The sequence below is a fragment of the Saccharopolyspora sp. NPDC050642 genome, assembly GCF_040654735.1.
In the GTDB taxonomy this organism is placed as follows: Bacteria; Actinomycetota; Actinomycetes; order Mycobacteriales; family Pseudonocardiaceae; genus Saccharopolyspora; species Saccharopolyspora elongata.
Genome location: NZ_JBFAIN010000007.1, coordinates 1 through 17,925, shown reverse-complemented (window position 1 = coordinate 17,925; position 17,925 = coordinate 1). Strand labels below are relative to the sequence as shown.

General features: G+C 71.0%; 15 protein-coding genes. 10 read left to right on the top strand and 5 right to left on the bottom strand.

Annotation, left to right across the window (positions count from 1 at the left end; genetic code table 11):
• Positions 1-58 precede the first annotated feature (58 nt).
• The 3 genes from AB0H93_RS13640 to AB0H93_RS13630 all read left to right on the top strand — a co-directional run bounded on the left by AB0H93_RS13640 (position 59) and on the right by AB0H93_RS13630 (position 2,864).
• Positions 59-1,363: an aspartate aminotransferase family protein gene (locus AB0H93_RS13640; RefSeq protein WP_358572017.1), complete on the top strand. Its 1,305-nt coding sequence runs from the start codon at positions 59-61 to the stop codon at positions 1,361-1,363.
• A 143-nt stretch (positions 1,364-1,506) separates the two neighbouring features.
• The gene (locus AB0H93_RS13635) at positions 1,507-1,758 is read left to right on the top strand and encodes a hypothetical protein (protein ID WP_358572015.1); all 252 of its coding nucleotides are present in this window, start codon (positions 1,507-1,509) and stop codon (positions 1,756-1,758) included.
• Complete coding sequence (locus AB0H93_RS13630) at positions 1,755-2,864, top strand: HAMP domain-containing sensor histidine kinase (protein ID WP_358572013.1); 1,110 nt, start codon at positions 1,755-1,757, stop codon at positions 2,862-2,864. Before AB0H93_RS13635 ends, AB0H93_RS13630 begins: the two co-directional genes overlap by 4 nt.
• An 8-nt stretch (positions 2,865-2,872) precedes the next feature.
• On the opposite strand, the gene AB0H93_RS13625 is transcribed toward AB0H93_RS13630, so the two are convergent.
• Complete coding sequence (locus tag AB0H93_RS13625) at positions 2,873-5,530, bottom strand: AAA family ATPase (protein ID WP_358572011.1); 2,658 nt, start codon at positions 5,528-5,530, stop codon at positions 2,873-2,875.
• Between the two features lie 233 nt (positions 5,531-5,763).
• On the opposite strand from AB0H93_RS13625, the gene AB0H93_RS13620 reads away from it, so the two are divergent.
• The 4 genes from AB0H93_RS13620 (at position 5,764) to AB0H93_RS13605 (ending at position 10,280) form a co-directional block, all read left to right on the top strand.
• Positions 5,764-7,152, top strand: coding sequence for a LuxR family transcriptional regulator (locus AB0H93_RS13620; protein WP_358572009.1), 1,389 nt, complete (start codon positions 5,764-5,766; stop codon positions 7,150-7,152).
• 382 nt (positions 7,153-7,534) lie between these two features.
• The gene (locus tag AB0H93_RS13615; RefSeq protein ID WP_358572007.1) at positions 7,535-8,212 is read left to right on the top strand and encodes a response regulator transcription factor; all 678 of its coding nucleotides are present in this window, start codon (positions 7,535-7,537) and stop codon (positions 8,210-8,212) included.
• Between the two features lie 209 nt (positions 8,213-8,421).
• Positions 8,422-9,171 carry a response regulator transcription factor gene (locus tag AB0H93_RS13610; RefSeq protein ID WP_358572005.1) on the top strand — a complete coding sequence of 250 codons (750 nt, stop codon included), beginning with the start codon at positions 8,422-8,424 and terminating at the stop codon, positions 9,169-9,171.
• Complete coding sequence (locus AB0H93_RS13605) at positions 9,168-10,280, top strand: HAMP domain-containing sensor histidine kinase (protein ID WP_358572003.1); 1,113 nt, start codon at positions 9,168-9,170, stop codon at positions 10,278-10,280. The genes AB0H93_RS13610 and AB0H93_RS13605 overlap by 4 nt, the downstream gene beginning before the upstream one ends.
• Positions 10,281-10,285: 5 nt before the next feature.
• On the opposite strand, the gene AB0H93_RS13600 is transcribed toward AB0H93_RS13605, so the two are convergent.
• Together AB0H93_RS13600 and AB0H93_RS13595 are read right to left on the bottom strand one after the other, a co-directional pair.
• Complete coding sequence (locus AB0H93_RS13600; protein WP_358572001.1) at positions 10,286-10,693, bottom strand: CAP domain-containing protein; 408 nt, start codon at positions 10,691-10,693, stop codon at positions 10,286-10,288.
• A gap of 318 nt (positions 10,694-11,011) precedes the next feature.
• The gene (locus tag AB0H93_RS13595; protein ID WP_358571999.1) at positions 11,012-11,554 is read right to left on the bottom strand and encodes a histidine kinase; all 543 of its coding nucleotides are present in this window, start codon (positions 11,552-11,554) and stop codon (positions 11,012-11,014) included.
• Positions 11,555-11,825: 271 nt separating this feature from the next.
• Between AB0H93_RS13595 and AB0H93_RS13590 the strand changes: the two genes are divergently transcribed.
• The 3 genes from AB0H93_RS13590 to AB0H93_RS13580 all read left to right on the top strand — a co-directional run bounded on the left by AB0H93_RS13590 (position 11,826) and on the right by AB0H93_RS13580 (position 15,103).
• Positions 11,826-12,449, top strand: coding sequence for an XRE family transcriptional regulator (locus AB0H93_RS13590; protein ID WP_358571997.1), 624 nt, complete (start codon positions 11,826-11,828; stop codon positions 12,447-12,449).
• Between the two features lie 114 nt (positions 12,450-12,563).
• Positions 12,564-13,973 (top strand): peptide MFS transporter, encoded by a 1,410-nt coding sequence (locus tag AB0H93_RS13585; RefSeq protein ID WP_358571995.1) that lies wholly within the window; start codon positions 12,564-12,566, stop codon positions 13,971-13,973.
• A 32-nt stretch (positions 13,974-14,005) separates the two neighbouring features.
• A complete protein-coding gene (locus tag AB0H93_RS13580) occupies positions 14,006-15,103 on the top strand; it encodes an FAD-dependent oxidoreductase (protein WP_358571993.1) in 1,098 nt (365 codons plus the stop codon).
• Positions 15,104-15,329: 226 nt separating this feature from the next.
• Here the strand turns inward: AB0H93_RS13580 and AB0H93_RS13575 are convergent, their stop codons facing one another.
• A complete protein-coding gene (locus tag AB0H93_RS13575) occupies positions 15,330-16,526 on the bottom strand; it encodes an MFS transporter (RefSeq protein ID WP_358571991.1) in 1,197 nt (398 codons plus the stop codon).
• A gap of 273 nt (positions 16,527-16,799) precedes the next feature.
• A complete protein-coding gene (locus AB0H93_RS13570) occupies positions 16,800-17,594 on the bottom strand; it encodes an SDR family oxidoreductase (RefSeq protein WP_358571989.1) in 795 nt (264 codons plus the stop codon).
• Positions 17,595-17,925 lie beyond the last annotated feature (331 nt).

The window sequence follows — 17,925 nt, the reverse complement described above, 5'->3', positions numbered from 1 at the left end:
AGCATCGTCGAAATCGTGTGATGGACGCGAAGCTACGTCCCTTCGTAGCGTCGGGGCCATGCTGGACGACATCGCGGGCACCGAACCCGAACGCCACCTGGTCCGCTACTCGGGGCGCGGCGCCTTCAGCCCCGGGATCATCGCCCGCGCCGAGGGGAGTTCGGTGTTCACCGAGGACGGGCGCGAGCTGCTCGACTTCACGTCGGGGCAGATGAGCGCGATCCTCGGCCACGCCCACCCGGAGATCGTCGCGACCGTTCGCGAGCAGGTCGCCCGGCTCGACCACCTCTACAGCGGGATGCTGAGCCGCCCGGTGCTCGACCTCGCCGAGCGGCTCGCGGGGACGTTGCCGGAGCCGCTGGACAAGGCGATGTTCCTGACCACCGGTGCCGAGGCGAACGAGGCCGCGTTGCGGATGGCCAAGCTCGTCACCGGCGGGCACGAGGTCGTTTCGTTCGCCCGGTCCTGGCACGGGATGACCCAGGCCGCGGCGAACGCCACCTACAGCGCCGGACGGGTCGGGTACGGGCCTACCGCCCCGGGGAACTTCGCCCTGCCGGTCCCCGACCGGTTCCGGCCGGGAATCGTCGACGCCGACGGGAACCTGGACTGGCGCCGGCAGCTCGACCTCGGCTTCGAGCTGATCGACGCCCAGTCGGTCGGCAGCCTCGCGGCCTGCCTGGTCGAGCCCGTGCTGAGCTCGGGCGGCGTCATCGACCTCCCGCCGGGCTACTTGGCGGCGCTGCGGGACAAGTGCCGCGAGCGGGGCATGCTGCTGATCCTGGACGAGGCCCAGACCGGGCTGTGCCGTACCGGTGACTGGTACGCGTTCGAGCGAGACGGCGTCGTCCCGGACATCCTGGTCCTGTCCAAGACACTCGGCGCCGGGCTGCCTCTCGCGGCGGTGCTGACCAGCGCCGAGATCGAACAGCAAGCCCACGACCGCGGATTCCTGTTCTTCACCACGCACGTCAACGACCCGCTTCCGGCGGCCGTCGGCAACACCGTCCTGGACGTGCTCAGCCGCGACCGCCTCGACGTGCGCGCCCGCGAGCTCGGCGTGCGGCTGAGCGGCGGACTGGAGGAGCTCGCTGCGCGGCATCCGGTGATCGGCGACGTGCGCGGGCGCGGCCTGCTGGTCGGGTTGGAGCTGGTCGACGGGCCGGGCGGCGAGGACGCCGACAAGCTCGGCGCCGCCGTCACCCGGCGTTGCACCGAGCTCGGGCTGCACATGAACATCGTGCAGCTGCCCGGCATGGGCGGGACGTTCCGGATCGCGCCGCCGCTGACCGCCACCGACGCCGAGATCGATCGCGGCCTGGCGATCCTCGACACCGCGCTGGCCGAGACGACCGGCCGCTGACGGGCCGTCCTCGCCCGATTCGATCGTGACGGCGTGAACCGCCCCGCTGCGGGTCGAACTTGCCACAACGGCAAGAGCGTTTCCGGGTCGTGTTGATCGGTGACTATTGTGGACCGATCAACGCTCTGAAGCAGGTTCGGAACATGACGCAGACGGATCACGCCGCGGATCCCCGCCCCCACCAGGAAAGGCAGAGGATCCTGGACGACCTCGTGGTCGCTCAGGTGCTCACCGGCCGCCCGGGACGGACCGGCTTCCCGCCGGTCGCCGTTTCGGGCGCGGGGCAGGAGCCGGCCGAGGATGATCGGTCACGCTCAGGCTCTCGTGAGCTCGTGCCGCGGGCGGTCATCGGCCACCGGGTCGGCCCGCCCGGCCCCGCGGGCGGCCTGCGGTGAATCCGTCGCTGATCCTGCTGATCGCGGTGTGCGAGTCGGTGGGCGTGGGACTCGTCGGCGCCGTGGTGCTGCGCTTGCTCCGCCGGTCCCCGGTCGGGAACTCGCTGATCGCGGTCATCGTGATCACCGTCTGCGGGACCAACGCGAGCACCATCACAGTCGTCCTCGTGACGCAGTCCGCCGAAGTGCCGGTGGTGGTGACGCTGCTGGTCAACTTCGTCGCCGGCGCGGTTTCGCTCGGGATCGGCCTGCTGCTCGGCCGGTCCGTGATGAAGGGCAGCAGGCAGCTGGCCGACGCCACCCGCACCTTCGGCGTGGCCGAGCGGTTCCGGCTGCCGGAGGACCCGCCGAGCGCGGAGTTCGCCGAGCTGGCGCGGGAATTGCGGGTCACCAGCGACAAGCTGGCGGAGTCCAGGCGGCGGGAACGGACGGTCGAGCAGTCTCGGCGGCAGCTGGTCGCCTGGATCTCGCACGACTTGCGCAGCCCGCTGGCGAGGCTGCGGGCCGTGGCGGAGTCCATCGAGGACGGTGTGGTCGGCGACCTGGACGACTACCTCGGGAGGATCCGCTCGGATACCGAGCACCTCACCGCGATGGTGGACGACCTCTTCCAGCTCTCCCAGATCCAGACCGGGACGCTGCGCCTGAACCCGCGGGAGGTGGCCCTCGACGATCTCGTCAGCGACGAGGCGGCCGGGCTCGACGTGCTGGCCGCCGGCCGCGGGATCCGGCTGCGCGCCAGGACGGTCGAACCGGTCACCGTCCGGGTGGACGACCGGTCCATGACCCGGGTGTTCAACAACCTGCTGTCGAACGCGATCCGGTACAGCCCGGAGCGGACGACGGTGGTGGTCGACGTCCGCGCGGTGAACGGCTGGGCGGTGGTGTCGGTGTCGGACGAGTGCGGCGGGATCCCGCCGCAGGACCTCGGTTCGGTCTTCGACATGGGATGGCGTGGCCGCAAGGCGAAGACCGGGGCGGCCGGGGGTGGCGGTTTCGGGCTGACCATCGTGCACGGGCTGGTGCAAGCCCACGGCGGCCACGTGTCGGTGCGCAACGTGCCCGGCGGTTGCTGCTTCGACGTCCGGCTGCCCCTGATCCGCTGAGCCGCCGGTCAGGCGCAGCCGCGGAGCGTCGCGGTCGCGAGTTCGGCGCGCGACCGGTAACCCGTGCGCTGGAAGAACCTGGTCAGTCGCCCTTCCACGCTCTTCTCGCTGGTTCCCAGCACGGTGGCGACCTGCGAATTGGTCAGGCCCTCGGTGATCAGGGTGGCCAGCAGCCGCTCGTTCTCCGCGACCGTCGCGTTGCGACCGGGGACGGCCACGTTGCGCGTCCGCATCAGCAACCGCAGCCGCGCGCGGGGGATCAGGGCGCCGAGCTCGCCGAATGCCTCGTACGCCGCGAGCAGGAGCTTCCGGTCGGCGAACCCGCGTTCCGCCACGGCGGTGACGGTGGTCGCGAACGCGAAGGGCCGGTCCTGCTCCGCCGCGAGTTGCAGCACTTCTGCCGCGGCGTCGGAGGCGCCCTCGACGAATACCCGTGCGAGCAGCCGGTTCTGGTGGGCCTCTGGGGTGCCGAGCTCGTCCGCGATCTGCTCGATCCGTTCCGCGCACAGCTTCGCCGCGTCCTGGTTCCCGCGCCGCGATTCCAGCTCGGCGATGTGCAGCCACAACTCCTCGGTACCGGCGATGGCACCGGTTTCGGCGGCCGCGGTGAGCGCTTGCTCGACGACGGCGCGCGACTGCTGGTGCTCGCCGATCGTCAGGTCCAGCAACGCTTCCGGGAGGGCCAACCGGTGCGGCAGCAGCAGGTGCCGGGAGCGGGCGTCCTCGATGGCGGCCCGGGCCCGGTTCAGCCGGCCGCGCGCGGTGAGGATGGTCGCCATCTCCCGGAACATCGCGGCCTGCCCGGGCGGATCGCCGTGGAGGGACGCGGTGGCGATGGCCGACCGGGCGAGGTCCAGCGAGCGGTCCCACTGCCCGGACCTGGCGGCACGGACCGCCCCGCCATCCGCCGGAGCGTCGGGGGAGCCCAAGCCGAGCGCCTGGAGCAGGGTCCGGGTCGCTTCGACGGCGGGTGGGGCGGCCGTCGGTGCCGTCCCGCCCGCGACCGCCACCGCGGCCTCGGTGAGAGCCTGCCCGAAAGCGGCCGGGCCGGTGCCGCCCGCGTGCCACGTGCCGTGCCCGGCGAGGAGTTCGTCGCGCGCGTCGGACCAGCGGTCGAGCAGGCAGAGCGCGGCGGCGCGGGTCACGAGCCGGGTCGCGTCGCCACCCGAGTGCCATCCGGTCGCGGCGATGTCGCGTAGCGCGGCCGTGTTCCCGTTGCTCGCGAGCCCGGCGGTGGCGATGATCTGCAGCTCCTGCAAGGAATCCGTCGTGAGCCAGTCCTGGTGGTCGCGCAGCGCCGCCTCGGCCGCCTCGGCGGCGGGGGCCAACCTCTGGTGTTGGGCGCAGAGGACGGAATGCCGGTGCAGCGCCGCGGCGCGGCGGGCGGGATCGGCGATCAGCCCGCACGCCGCCCACCGCCACCGGACGGCGCGAGCGTCCTCCGGTGCCGCCTCGCCGTGGGCCAGCAGCTCCGCCGCCGCCCGCTCGGCGTCCACCAGCCTGCCCGCGTCCACGATCCGATCCGGCAGGTAGCCGTCATCGGGGCAGGTCGCGGCACGTTCCCAAATCGCGGTCACGGCCAGCTGCGCGCTCCTGCTCCGCTCGTAGGGGCCGAGGCACGCGGTCAGCAACGCGGCGAGCATCGGCACGCGGAACCGCCACCCGTTCCGGAACGCGACCACTCCCGACGCGCGCAGCTCGCGAAGGACGTCGAGGACCTCGTCTTCACCGATCCCGGCCGTCGCGGCGATCAACGCCGGGGCCGCCTCGCCCAGCGGGTGCAGCACCGACAGGGCCTTGGCCACGGGCCAGATCGCCGGATCGCGCAGGGCCGCGAACAGCGGGTGGGTGATCGGCAGCCGGGGCGCACCGGTGCCGATCAGGTGCGCCCGGCGGTCGACGACCCGCAGCCGGTCGGCCGCCAGGTAGCCCTCGATGGCGGCGTGCACCAGGGCGGGCACGCCCCGGCATGCGTCGCGGAGTTCGGCGGCCAGCCCTGGCGCGGGCTTGGCCCCGAGGAGCGAAGTGAGAATCTGGTCCACTGCGGACACCGGCAGCGGCCGGAGCCGTTCCTCGTGCACCAGGCCGCGGGCGCGCAGCGACGCCAGGTCGGCGCCGCTGCCGTCGTTGGGCGTGGTGGCGGTGCAGACGAACGTGATCCGGTCGCCGGCCAGCGCGTCGAGCGCGGTGGGGAGGCATTCGGGGTCGAGCCGGTGTGCGTCGTCGATGAGGACGACGAGCCGGCCTCCTCGGATCGGGGCGGCCGACAGCCGCCGCACCGCGGCCGCGCCGGACTCGCCGCGGACCGGCGGCGCGCCCAGCTCGTCGGCGATCCTGCCCACGAGACCGGGGAAATCGCGATCCCCGGCGGAAACCCTGACGTCCGCAGTGGAGACGTCCAGCTCGGACAGCCGCGCCCGCAGCTCCGCCAGCACCCGGCTGCGGCCGATCCCGGCCGGGCCGGTGATCACGACCAGCGGCCGCCCCGGGCGGCTCGTGCAGGCGTCGAGCACGCGGGCGATCAGTTCCTCGCGGCCGGACGAACGGGCATCCGGCCCGGCTTCTCGGGCAGCGTTGGCGGCGCGGGGTGTCCGCCGGACCGCGGCCTCGGGCAGGGTCGGGATCGTCCGGTTCGGCGTGGGAATCGTCCGTCGGGAGTTCAGCACGAATCCCAGTATTGCCAGCCTGCCCCGGCGCATCGAGTTCCAAGTCGTGAGGAGATTCTTAAGCTTTTCTTGCCAGGTCATCCACTGGTTCGGAATCCTTGCGCATTTCTGAATTCTGTCGTTCAGGAGCCTTTCCACGTCCCGTTTCCCGGCCCGTCCGGCGCTAGCGTCCGCTCCGACGCGGCAAGTGCATCGAGTCTGGCGCGACGCGCCGGGAACGGGGACGGACGGCAATGGGGCGGGAACAGATGGCGATCGAGGGCAGGGATGACGCGCTGGCGGCGCTGCGGTCCGCATTGCGGACCAGCGCGCCCGGCGGTCGCCTGCTGATCGTCCGCGGCGATGCCGGCATCGGGAAGACGCGACTGCTGGACGCGGCGGGCCGCCGCTGGCGTGCCAGGGGCACGCGGGTGGCGCAGGTGCGCGGCCGATCCCGCGCAACAGCAGCGGAAACCGGCACCGACCGGTACGGGGTCGGCGCGGTCGTCGACGCGCTCCGGCAGGACTTCGACCGGTTCGGCGACTGCGGGCTGGTCGACGCGATCAGCGCGCTGGCCCGGTTCCAGCAGCACCAGGCGGAGGAGCCGGCCGCGCGGTTCCCCGCCGTGGCGGCCGAGCTGAACTGGGTGTTCGGCCGGATCAGCAGCCGCGGTCCCGTCGTGGTGCTCGTCGACGACGTGCTGGACATCGCCGATCCCGTCCCGCTGCTGCAGGCGGCCCGCCGCCCCGGTTGCCTGGTCGTCGCGTCGATCCGGCCGGACGACGCGGCGGCGTCGGTATCCGCCGAGATGCTCGACCTGGCGGACGAGGTGATCGACCTGGATCCGCTCGCCGACGAGCACATCGAGGCTCTCGTGGGCGATGATCTGGACGAGAGCGTTCACACGGCTCTGCGCGCGGCGCTCGGGCCGCTGTACGGCAACCCCGGCACGGTGCTGGCGACGGTCGAGGCGCTGCGGGACAGGGGACGGCTCGTCACCGATGGCGACCGCCTCCGCCTCGATGACCAGGCATCCATCTGCCTGCCCTACGACCACGACCTGCTGCTGCGCGCCCGGCGGCTCGGCAGCCTCGGCCCGCGGCTGCTCGCCACGACGGCCTGGCTCGGCGCGTTCGGCATCGATGACCTGCCTGCGGTCGCGGACGCGCTGGGCGAGGACGTCGCCGAGTGCGGCCGGACCGTGGACCGGCTCGTCGAGAACGGCTTGCTGGTGGGGGATGTTCGGGGGCGGCTGTGCTGCCTGTGCCCGGCGCTCGCGGTCTCCGCGGTGGCCGAGGAGCGCGCCGCGGTCCGGTGCCTGGCGGGCCCGTCCGCCGAGTTCCCGAAACCGGCGCTGCTCCGCGAAACCGGTGGTTCGCCGCTGGCGGCGGCCCCGGCGCAGCCCCCGTCCGCCGCGCAATCCTGGTCGGCCACGGAGTCCCGCATCGTCGAGCTGATCGGCATGGGGCTCACCAACCGGCGGATCGGCTCGGCGCTCGGGTTGAGCGAGAAGACCGTGGAGAGCCAGCTCACCCGGTTGTTCGCCAAGACCGGTTGCCGCTCCCGCGTAGCGCTCGTGGCGGCCGCGAACTCGGCCGGAAGCCTGCGGGGCGCCGCGCTGCGCGGTCGGTCCGCGGCTTGATCGGGTCCGAAGTGGACATCAGGCGCAAAGCTGTGTTGATGAACTGGTCGGGTCCTGACGTGGACGGGCGAATTCCTTGTCTCGAAATGAGTTTCACCCACAATGCATTGCGGATTCGTCATGTACCCCAAGGACGTTCGTTCGCGGCGTCGCAGGAGATGCGGTGTCGCCTTGGGACAAGTGGATCGGCGCGGTCGTCGGGGAAACCCGGTGAGGGGATTCCCGCGAGCCCGCCCCGAGGCCGTGATCGGCCCTCCCGGCGCCGGACACTCGAATCATGTGGCTCGCGCGTTGTGCCGCCGAGAGCGCCGGGGCGGAACGGAAGATCGGGCGTCGCGTCGAACAGCACGCTCGAAATGCAGGTCGGAGGAAGAGCGCGATGATGACTGAGGTCGAATCGGCAACGCACACGGTGAACTCGGCAGCGCGGGAGCCCGGCGAGCAGGTTCGGGTCGCGGTGTGGGCGCAGGACCCCATCACCTTGACCGGGCTGACCGGAATGCTCCTGGGCACTGCGGACGTGTTCGTCGCGGCGGACGCGTTTCCCGCCGACGTCGACGTGCTCGTGTTCGCCGCGGACCGGGTGACCCCGGAAGTCCTCGCCAGCATGAGCAAGGCGGCCTCGGAATCGACGGCGCCCGCGGTGCTGGTGGCCAGGCAGTTGGAGCGCACCGTGCTGCTGCGGGTGGTCGAGTGCCGCGTGGTCGCGGTGCTGCACCGCGGCGTCGCCACGGGCGAGCGGCTGGCCGAGGCGATCCGCGTCGTGGCCGAGGGAGGTGGTGTGCTGCCGGCCAACCTGCTGGGCGAGTTGCTGCGGCAGGTGGAGAACCTCAACCACGAGGTCCTGGAGCCGCGCGGCCTGAACTCCGCAGGCTTCACCTCCCGGGAGATCGGCGTGTTGCGGCTGCTGGCGGAAGGCTGGGATTCCGAGGAGATCGGCAAGAAGCTCTGCTACTCGGAGCGCACGGTGAAGAACGTCATCCACGCCATGACGAGTCGGCTCAAGCTGCGCAACCGGCCGCAGCTGGTGGCCTACTGTGTGCGGACGGGCGTGATCTGAGCGATCCTGAGATGCCGCGATGCGCACGGACGTCGTCCGTGCGGGAGAACGACTTTCGCGGTCGCTCGTACGAGCGCGCCCATGCTCGACCGCGGTTTCCGGTTGCGGGAGCGCAGGCATCTCGCGGCACGGCGCACTTCGACCGCCTGCACGCGGCTCGGTGGTTCGGACTAGGGTGGCATGAAAACGGCAAGAAGCAGGTTTCGACGATGACGCAGGCTGATCTTGGCGCGGATCACCGATTCCGGGGGCGAGAGCCGCGGATCCTGGTCGTGGAGGACGATCCGACGGTTGCCCAGGTGGTCACCGGCTACCTGCGCCGGTCCGGCTACACCCCGGTGCACGCTTCGGACGGCGCGATGGGGCTGGAGCTGGCGCGGCAGATGACGCCGGACCTCGTAGTGCTCGACGTGATGCTGCCGGGGCTCGACGGCATCCAGGTCTTGCGCGAGCTGCGCGCGTCCAACCAGGTGCCGGTCATCATGCTGACCTCGCTGGGGGAGGAGGAGCACCGGCTGCGGGGCCTGGAATCCGGCGCCGACGACTACCTCACCAAGCCGTTCAGCCCGCGCGAGCTGGTGCTGCGGGTCCAGTCCGTGCTGCGCCGGACGATCGCCATGCCGCCGGCCCGGGTCGACGGCGTGCTGCGCGTCGGCGACCTCCTGGTGGACCGGTCGGCGCGGGTGGTCAGCAAGGCCGGACGCGAGCTGAACATGCCGATCAAGGAATTCGAGCTGCTGGTCTTCATGATCCGCAACGCTGGCCGGGTGGTGCGGCGGGACGAGCTGATGCGCGAGGTCTGGGCGCACAACTTCGGCGACGCCTCCACGGTCACCGTGCACGTCCGGCGGCTGCGGGAGAAGATCGAGGACGACCCGTCCCGCCCCGCGCTGCTGAAGACCGTCTGGGGCGTCGGCTACCGGCTCGACCTCCCCGAGACCGGCGCCGGATCAGCATGACGCCGCTGCTGGTCGCGTTCATCGCGGTGTGCGAATCGGTCGGCGTGGGCCTCGTCGGCATGGTGGTCCTGCGGCTGCTCCGCAAGTACCCGGTGGGATATTCGCTGGTGGCGGTGATCATCATCACCGTGTACGCGATCAACACGAGCGCCCTCACCGTGGTGCTCGTCGCGCGGTCGGCGCAGCTGCCCGCCGACCTGCTCCTCGCGGTCGTCCTCATCGCCGGGGCGGTGGCCATCGGCGTCGGACTGGTGCTCGGCCGGTCGGTGATGAACGGCAGCCGGCAGCTGACCGACGCCACGCGCTCGCTCGGTCAGCGGTATCGGTTCCAGCAGCCGGCGGACCTGCCGAGCGCCGAGTTCGCCGAGCTCGCGCAGGAGCTCCGGACCACCAGCGACAAGCTCGCCGAGTCGCGGCGCCGAGAACAGGCGATGGACGCGTCCCGGCGGCGGCTGGTCGCCTGGATCTCGCACGACCTGCGCAGCCCGCTGGCGCGGCTGCGCGCCGTGACGGAGTCCATTGAGGACGGTGTGGTGGACGACCTGCCGGACTACTGCAGGAAGATCCGCGGCGACACCGAGGTCCTGTCGGAGATGGTGGACGACCTGTTCGAGCTCTCCCGGATCCAGTCCGGGACGCTGCGCCTGGCACCGCGGATGGTGGCGCTGGACGACCTCATCAGCGACGAGGTGGCGGCGCTCGAAGTGGTGGCCGGTGACCGGGGGATCAGCCTGCGGGCGAGGACGATCGAGCCGATCGTGGTCAACGTGGACGACCGCGCCTTCACGCGGGTGTTCAACAACCTGCTGGGGAACGCGATCCGGTACGCCCCGGAGGGTTCGACGGTGACCGTGGACATCCGCGCGGTCGCGGGCTGGGCGGCCGTCGCGGTGAGCGACGAGTGCGGGGGAATCCCGGAAGGCGACCTGGCCTCGGTGTTCGACATGGGGTGGCGCGGGGAGGACCGGAGGACGCGCGGCAGCAGCGGCGGCGGCCTCGGCCTGGCCATCGTGCAGGGTCTCGTGCAGGCGCACAACGGGAACGTGTCGGTGCGCAACGTTCCGGGCGGCTGCTGCTTCGAGGTGCGTCTCCCGCTGCCCGCGGCCTGAGGTCGTCAGTAGCCGAAGTTCTGCGTCCACCACGGGCCGGTGGCGTCGACGTGCAGCCCCACGCCGATGAACTGGAAGTCCGCGTTCAGGATGTTCGCGCGGTGCGGGATGCTCTGCATCCAGGCGTGCACCACCGCGGCGGGCGTTTCCTGACCGGCGGCGATGTTCTCGCCGCCGGGGTCTTCGAAACCCGCGGCCAGCATCCGTTCGAACGGCGACGGGCCGCGCGTCGCCTGGTGCGCGAAGAAGCCGCGCCGCGCCATGTCGGCGCTGTGCCCGCGCGCGGCGCGGCGCAACCGCTCGTCGACGTGCAACGGGCCGAGCCGCCGCTTCGCCCGCTCCACGTTCACCAGCCGGACGACCTTGTCCTCGGTCTGGGTTCGCACCAGATCGCGGCTGGAACCTAGAACCATTCTCCTGAGCCTCCCGAACTTCACCGACCGGTATCAGCTTCGCCCGTGCGGCGGGCGGGGACGAACCGGCCGGGCCGCGAAGTCGGCGAACGGGCAGGAATCCGCGACTTTCGGGCAACGTCCCGGCCGCATCGTTGCCCCTCGCCGGCCGTCGCTTCGAAGGGCCGCCCGATCGCTTCAGGCAGCCCTTCGGTTACGTGCGGTGGACACCGCGGTGGGGTCTGATTCCCTTGCTCACCAACAGGTTCAGCATTCGGCGACCTGCCTCCAGGGGCACGTCTTCCCGGAGCAGCGCGCCGTCTTCGGCGATGGCGGCCTTCATCCCAGTACCGCCCGGAAATGCCGGCGCTGCTCCCAACCCGGCCGCTGTTCGGTGATGTGCACGCGCACGAGCCTCTTGCCTCGCACTCGCACCTGCACGGTGGTGCCGGGTTCCAGCGTACGCAGGTGATCGGCGACGAGGAGACCCGTCCGGCCGGAGAGCTGCGTGCCGAGATCGTGCCCCGGCAGGTCGAGCCGTAGGCGTAGGTCGCCGTGCTCGGCGACGGACGTCCACGTCGGTTCAAGACCGGCGGCGAGTGCTGGTGGGTGGATGGTCGCGCCGAGCAGGCGCATGCGTTCGACGAGCAGGCAGACGGTGTCCCGGAGTGCGTCGATGCGGGCGGAGAGCTGCGGGTCGCCGGCCGTGGCGGAGATCAGCCCGAGCTGGAGGGCCAGTGCCGACAGGCCCGCCGCCGGCCCGTCGTGCAGCTCTCGTTCCAGCTCGTAGCGGTACCTGACGGTGCTGCGGCCGGGCGCGCGCAACCAGCCGGGCAGCAGCCTGCCCAGCCAGGTGAACCTGCGCGCGATTTCAGTCGTCATAACAGCATCATCCCGGTCAAGCCCGGGAGAAAGAATGCAAATCCAGCAGGACGGGGATATCCCTCATCTCCCGTGCACGGCGCCGGTTCGAGCCCACTACCGCGTCCGGTCCGCTGCCGCGAGTCGCGCTGGACTGTCCACATCGGATTCGTAGCTGGAGCCGCGCTGGTAGAGGCTCTGCCGGGGCTGGTCGCGGAGTTCGCTGTTCAGTATTGACTGCCTCTGTTTGGTGTGACTAAATGCCAGTACCCGAGGGAAGGGGGCAGGAACCGTGGCCGACAGCGCTCCTCCGGCCGAACCCGCCGCCGATGGCCCGACCCGGCTGGTGGGGGCGGCGATCAAGCGGATCCGCACCGAGCGCGGTCTGACGTTGCGGGACCTGGCGGAACGCTGCGGACTGTCGCCGGGTTTCCTCTCGCTGGCCGAGCGCGGCATCAACTCGATCTCGTTGACCTCGCTCTTCGCGTTGGCCGGCGCGCTGGAGGTGGACGCGGTCGAGCTGCTCGGCGCGGCCGGTCGCCGAGGCCGGCGCGAGTACTCGATCGCCCGGCACGACGACCCGCACGCCACGCGGGTGGTGATGGGCGAGCGGGAGCACCGCGTGCTGACCGCGGACCTGCCCGACCAGCGCCTCGAAGCGATGGTCACCGTGGTGCACCCGACCGCCGAGCCGTCACCGGTCACCCAGCACGACGGCGAGGAGTTCTGCTACGTGCTGCGCGGCGAGCTGGCGTTCTTGCTGCCGGACGGGACCGAGGTGCTCGGCGCCGGCGACTCGATCCACTTCAAGTCCAGGATTCCGCACGCCATCCACAACCGCGGCACCGCGATCGCGGAGGTGCTCTGGACGGTCGACCGCCCGCTGCTGCGGCGACCCGACGGCACGACTCGCTGACCGCGCTTCTCCCGCCGGTGCACGCCATCCATCGAAAGGCGGCCATGAGCGAGCAGACGGAGATCCCCACGAGCGACCGAGGTTTCTTCGGCCACCCCCCGCGGCCTGGCCACGTTGTTCTTCCTGGAGATGTGGGAGCGGTTCTCCTACTACGGGATGTCCGCGATCCTGCTGTACTACCTGTACGACCAGACCTCCGATGGCGGGCTCGGGCTGGACAAACCGACCTCGTCGGCGCTGGTGTCGGTCTACGGCGCCCTGGTGTTCATGTCCGGCATCCTCGGCGGCTGGCTGGCGGACCGGTTGCTGGGCATGCGCCGCGCGGTCCTGCTTGGCGGCCTGCTGATCATGTGCGGCCACTTGGCGCTGGCGGTGCCCGGCGGGTTGCCCGCGCTGCTGGTGTCGATGCTGCTGATCGTGGTCGGGACCGGGCTGTTGAAGCCGAACGCGTCCAGCATGGTGGGGGAGCTGTACACGCCGGCGGACAACCGCCGCGACGCCGGGTTCTCCCTCTTCTACATGGGCATCAACCTGGGCGCTTTCATCGCGCCGTACCTCGTGGGCACGCTCGGGCAGCAGGTCGACTACCACCTCGGCTTCGGCCTCGCGGCCGTCGGGATGGCGGCGGGCCTGGTGGTGTACGTCCGGGGGCGGGTGCGGCTGGGCCAGGCCGGGGACGTGCCGACGAATCCGCTCCGCGCCGGTGAGCGGCGCCAGGTGGCGATGCGCGCAGCCGTGGGCGTTGCGGTGTTGGCGGTGGTCGTCGTGATCCTCGGTGCCACCGGGTTCTTGACCGTCCAGGTGCTGATCAACGCCGTCTCGGTGCTCGCGGTGCTGCTGCCGGCGGCTTACACGATCATGATGTTGCGCAGCCCGAGGACCGATGCCGTCGAGCGGTCCCGGTTGATCGCCTACATCCCGCTGTTCATCGGCGCGGTGTGCTACTGGGTGGTCAACGAGCAGTCCGGCTCGGTGCTCGCGCAGTTCGCCGACACGCGAACCGACCTGGAGATCTTCGGATTCGCGGTGCCGTCCTCGTGGTTCCAGTCGCTGAACCCGATCGCCACGCTCGTGCTGGCCCCGACCTTCGCCTGGCTGTGGATCAGGCTGGGGGACCGGCAGCCCACCATGCCGCGCAAGTTCGCCACCGGGCTGCTGCTCGGCGGGGCGTCGTTCGTGCTGATGGCCGGGCCCGGTCTGCTGGGCGGCGTGGACGCGCTCGCCAGCCCGTGGTGGCTCGTCGCGAGCTACTTCGTGGTGATCTGCGGGTCGATGTGCCTGTCGCCGGTGGGCCTTTCGGCCACCACCAAGCTCGCCCCGCGGGCGTTCCTGGCCCAGATGATGAGTCTGTGGTTCTTGGCCTCCGCCGCGGCGGCGGGCATCAACGCGCAGCTGGTGCAGCTCTACCGCGCGGAGACCGAGGTCGGTTACTTCGCGGGGGTCGGCGCGGCGGTGATGGCCGCCGGGGTCGTCATGCACCTGATCGCGCCCTGGGTGCAGCGGCGCATGGGCGGTGTGCGATGAGGAGAAGTCGGTCGAACCGGGAGGAGCGGGAAATGCGGGTGGTGGTCGTCGGAAGCGGCATCGCCGGTGCGGCAGCCGGATACGAGCTGGCCCGGGCCGGGGTGGAGGTGGTCCTGGTGGACTCGCCGGCCCCGGGCCGCGCGACGTCGGCCGGTGCGGGCATCGTCTGCCCGTGGTCGTCCAAAGTGGATGATCCGGACTGGTACCGGATCTCGGTCGCCGGGGCGGAGCACTACCCGGAGCTGCTGGCGGCGTTGGCCGCCGACGGCGAGACCGAGCTCGGGTACCGGCGGGTCGGCTCGCTGCGGCTGGTATCCGAAGACGAATCGGACGAGACGTTTCAGCGGGTGGCCGAGCGCGCCGCGGAGGCCCAGATGGCCGGCGAAGTGGAGTTGATCAGCGGTCGCCGGGCCCGCGAGCTGTTCCCGCCGCTCGAACACGACGGCAAGGCGATCCACATCCCCGGCGCAGCGCGCCTGGACGGCCGCATGGTCCGCGACGCGATGCGCCGCGCCGCCGCCCGGCGCGGCGCACGGATCATCAACGGCACGGCTGCGATCGTCGCCGACAGCGCGGTCCGCGGGGTGCGGGTCGACGACGAGTTCATCGGCGGGGACGCCGTGATCGCGGCGGCCGGTGCTTGGTCGCCGCGGCTACTCGAACCGATCGGTGTCCAGGTGCGGGTAATGCCGCAGCGCGGCCAGATCATGCACCTGCGGCTGCCAGGCGTGGAAACCGCGAACTGGCCGGTCGTGCTGCCGCAGTCGCGCCACTACATCCTGGCCTTCGACGACTCGCGGGTCGTGGTCGGCGCGACCCGCGAGGACGAGGCCGGCTTCGACCACCGGGTGACCGCGGCCGGGATGGCGGAGGTGCTCGGCGAAGCGCTGTCGGTGGCCCCCGGGCTGGCCGATGCGACGCACGTGGAGACCCGCATCGGGTTCCGCCCGACGGGACCCGACATCCGGCCACTGCTCGGCGCGGTTCCGCAGGTCGCCGGGCTGGTCGTGATCAACGGCCTGGGTGCCTCGGGCCTGACGATCGGCCCGTACGCGGGTTCGGTCGCGGCGCGGCTGGCCCGCCAGGTCGACCCGGGGATCGACCTGGCGCCGTACGACCCGCTGCGTTGATCCGCCCTCCCGCGCGCGAAGCCGCCCAGAAGACCGCGGGGAACCGCGCGGTGCGAGGAAAGGTCGCACGGGCGAGGAAGATCAGCCCGCGCGACCTGCGCGGTGGGTGGTCAGTCGAGGGTGTCCGGGAAGGCGCCGAAGCCGGGTTGTGAGATCTCGGCGCCGTTGTCGAGCTGTGGAACTCCTTGTGGGGGTTGCGGATTTGCGTCCCTGCCGCGGAGCGGGATCAGGCGGCCACCGGCTCGGCGGGCCTGGGCGCGGTGCTGGGACCGGTCGCCCGGCTGCGGCGATCGAGGAAGGCCGCGAGGAAGGACAGCAGCAGCGCGGTGCCGGCGAGCATCGCTCCGACCCAGTTGGGCGAGGTGTAGCCGAATCCGGCGGCGATCACGACACCGCCGAGCCAGGCGGCGAGGGCGTTGCCGAGGTTGAAGGCGCCGATGTTGGCGGCGGAAGCCAGGGTCGGGGCGGCGGATGCCTGGTCGAGGACCCACTTCTGCAGCGGTGGCACGGTGGCGAAGCCCAAGGCGCCGATGATGGGCAGGGTGATCGCGGCGAGGACCTGGCTGTGCGCCGTCACGGTGAACAGCAGCAAGGCGACCGCGAGGGCGGCGAGCGTGGCGAAGAGCATGGGCATCAGGGCCTTGTCGGCGAACTTGCCGCCCAGCAGGTTGCCCAGGAACATGCCGATGCCGAACAGCACGAGCAGCCAGGTCACGCCGCCCTCGGAGTAGCCTGCGACATCGGTCATCATCGGCGCGATGTAGGTGATCGCGGCGAACACGCCGCCGTACCCGAGGACGGTCATCGCCATCGCGAGCCAGACCTGCACGTTGCGGAACGCGGCGAACTCGGTGCGGATCCTCGCGGCCTCGGGCTTGCCCTGCTCCGGGACGAGCATGGCGACGCCGAGGAATCCGATCACGCCGAGCAGGGCGACGATGCCGAAGGTGACCCGCCAGCCGGCGGCCTGCCCGACGTAGGTGCCGCCGGGGACGCCGATGATGTTGGCGATGGTCAGCCCCATGAACATCAGCGAGATGGCCGAGGCCTTCTTCTCGGGGGCGACGAGGTTGGCGGCGACGACGGAACCGATGCCGAAGAACGCGCCGTGGGCGAACGAGGCGACGACCCGGCCGACGAGCATGACGCCGAAGGTGGGAGCGGCGGCGGAGAGCGCGTTGCCCGCGATGAAGATGCCCATCAGGAACAGGAGCATCTTCTTGCGGGAGACCTTGGTGCCCAGGACGGTGAGGATCGGTGCGCCGATGACGACGCCGAGCGCGTAGCCGGACACCAGCCAGCCCGCGGCGGGGATGCTGACGCCGAACTCGCCGGCGACCTGCGGAAGCACGCCCATGATCACGAATTCGGTGGTGCCGATCCCGAAGGCGCCGATGGCGAGGGCCAGGAGCGCGAGAGGCATGTGCACGGCCTTCCGTTATGACTGCGTCTGAATCTTACGAGCGTCGACAATAATTGCAGACGCGTGCTAGTTCAATGTGCAGTCATTGTGATGTGGGAGATAGTTGCAGACGCCTCATAAGGGTGCAAGCTTGGTGCCGCAGGTCAACCGACAGGAGGTGCTCGTGGGAATCGCCGACGAGCCGTCGAAGTGAGCGCCCACGGCTGGCGCACGCTTGCCGCGTTGCACGGGATGCTCGACACCGCGGTGGAGAAGGCGCTCCAGGTCGAACAGTCAGGGCAGGATCGAATCGACGTAGCCGCCGTCCACGCGCACCGCGCCGCCTGTCGTGGCCGATGCGAGCGGTGAGGCCAGGTAGACGACCATGTTGGCGATCTCCTCGGGCTCGATGAGCCTCTGCAGGAGCGACTGCGGTCGGTTGGTGCGCATGAACTCGCGCTGCGCTTCATCCCAGGGGAGGGCCCGGTCGACGAGCTGGTAGACGAAGTCCTCCACGCCACCGGTGTGGGTCGGTCCGGCGATGACCGAGTTGACGGTGACCCCGGTGCCGGCGGCGGCCTTCGCGAAGCCGCGGGAAGCCGCGAGCAGCGCGGTCTTGCTCGTGCCGTAGTGGATCATCTCCTCGGGGATGACCACGGCGGAATCGCTGGCGATGTTGAGCACGCGTCCCCAGCCGCGTTCCATCATCGCGGGCAGCAGCAGGCGGGTCAGCCGCGCCGATGCGAGGACGTTGACCTCGAAGTAGCGCCGCCAGTCGTCATCGGTGATCTCGAGCGCCGGGGTGGCGCCGAAGATCCCGAGGTTGTTGACCAAGATGTCGACGCCGCCCGCCAGGTCCACGACTCGGTTCGCACCGTCGTCGGTGGCGACATCGGCGACGGCCGCGCGCACGGCCGCGTCCGGGACCTCCTGCCGAATCTTGTCGACGGCGGCGGTGACGGTCTTCTCCGAACGGCCGTTGACGACGACATCGGCGCCCGCGCCGGCGAGGCCGCGTGCGATCGAGAAACCGATCCCCGCCGAGGAACCGGTGACGAGTGCGGTCTTCCCGCTGAGGTCGATGCGCATTCTTCGCCTCTCTGGCCGGAAAAGTCGGCCGGTCGTCTCGTGGGGACGGTGATCGTGGCGTGTCGCGGAGCGGGCAAGCTGCTCGGGGATGCGGTACGAAGCACCGGCATCAGCGCCCTCTGGCGAGGCGCCGGGACGTTCTTGGGATTCTCCCCCACGAGACCCTCCACCGCTGACGCCCCCGGATCCTCCAGGACCCGGATGTCCGCAATTTCAATGGAAATCAGAGGTTCGATTTCCATTGAGGTTTTTCCAACCTCGTTTTGCGTGGCGGTGCGGGTGGCGGAACCTCAGAGGCTCCCTGGACTGTGGGTGCCCTGACTTATGTATG

Coding starts and splice junctions, on each gene's coding strand:
- AB0H93_RS13615 (WP_358572007.1), top strand. CDS start 7,535: ATGACTGAGGTCGAATCGGCAACGCACACGGTGAACTCGGCAGCGCGG.
- AB0H93_RS13575 (WP_358571991.1), bottom strand. CDS start 16,526: ATGCCTCTCGCGCTCCTGGCCCTCGCCATCGGCGCCTTCGGGATCGGC.
- AB0H93_RS13620 (WP_358572009.1), top strand. CDS start 5,764: ATGGGGCGGGAACAGATGGCGATCGAGGGCAGGGATGACGCGCTGGCG.
- AB0H93_RS13610 (WP_358572005.1), top strand. CDS start 8,422: ATGACGCAGGCTGATCTTGGCGCGGATCACCGATTCCGGGGGCGAGAG.
- AB0H93_RS13605 (WP_358572003.1), top strand. CDS start 9,168: ATGACGCCGCTGCTGGTCGCGTTCATCGCGGTGTGCGAATCGGTCGGC.
- AB0H93_RS13570 (WP_358571989.1), bottom strand. CDS start 17,594: ATGCGCATCGACCTCAGCGGGAAGACCGCACTCGTCACCGGTTCCTCG.
- AB0H93_RS13640 (WP_358572017.1), top strand. CDS start 59: ATGCTGGACGACATCGCGGGCACCGAACCCGAACGCCACCTGGTCCGC.
- AB0H93_RS13600 (WP_358572001.1), bottom strand. CDS start 10,693: ATGGTTCTAGGTTCCAGCCGCGATCTGGTGCGAACCCAGACCGAGGAC.
- AB0H93_RS13635 (WP_358572015.1), top strand. CDS start 1,507: ATGACGCAGACGGATCACGCCGCGGATCCCCGCCCCCACCAGGAAAGG.
- AB0H93_RS13595 (WP_358571999.1), bottom strand. CDS start 11,554: ATGACGACTGAAATCGCGCGCAGGTTCACCTGGCTGGGCAGGCTGCTG.
- AB0H93_RS13580 (WP_358571993.1), top strand. CDS start 14,006: ATGCGGGTGGTGGTCGTCGGAAGCGGCATCGCCGGTGCGGCAGCCGGA.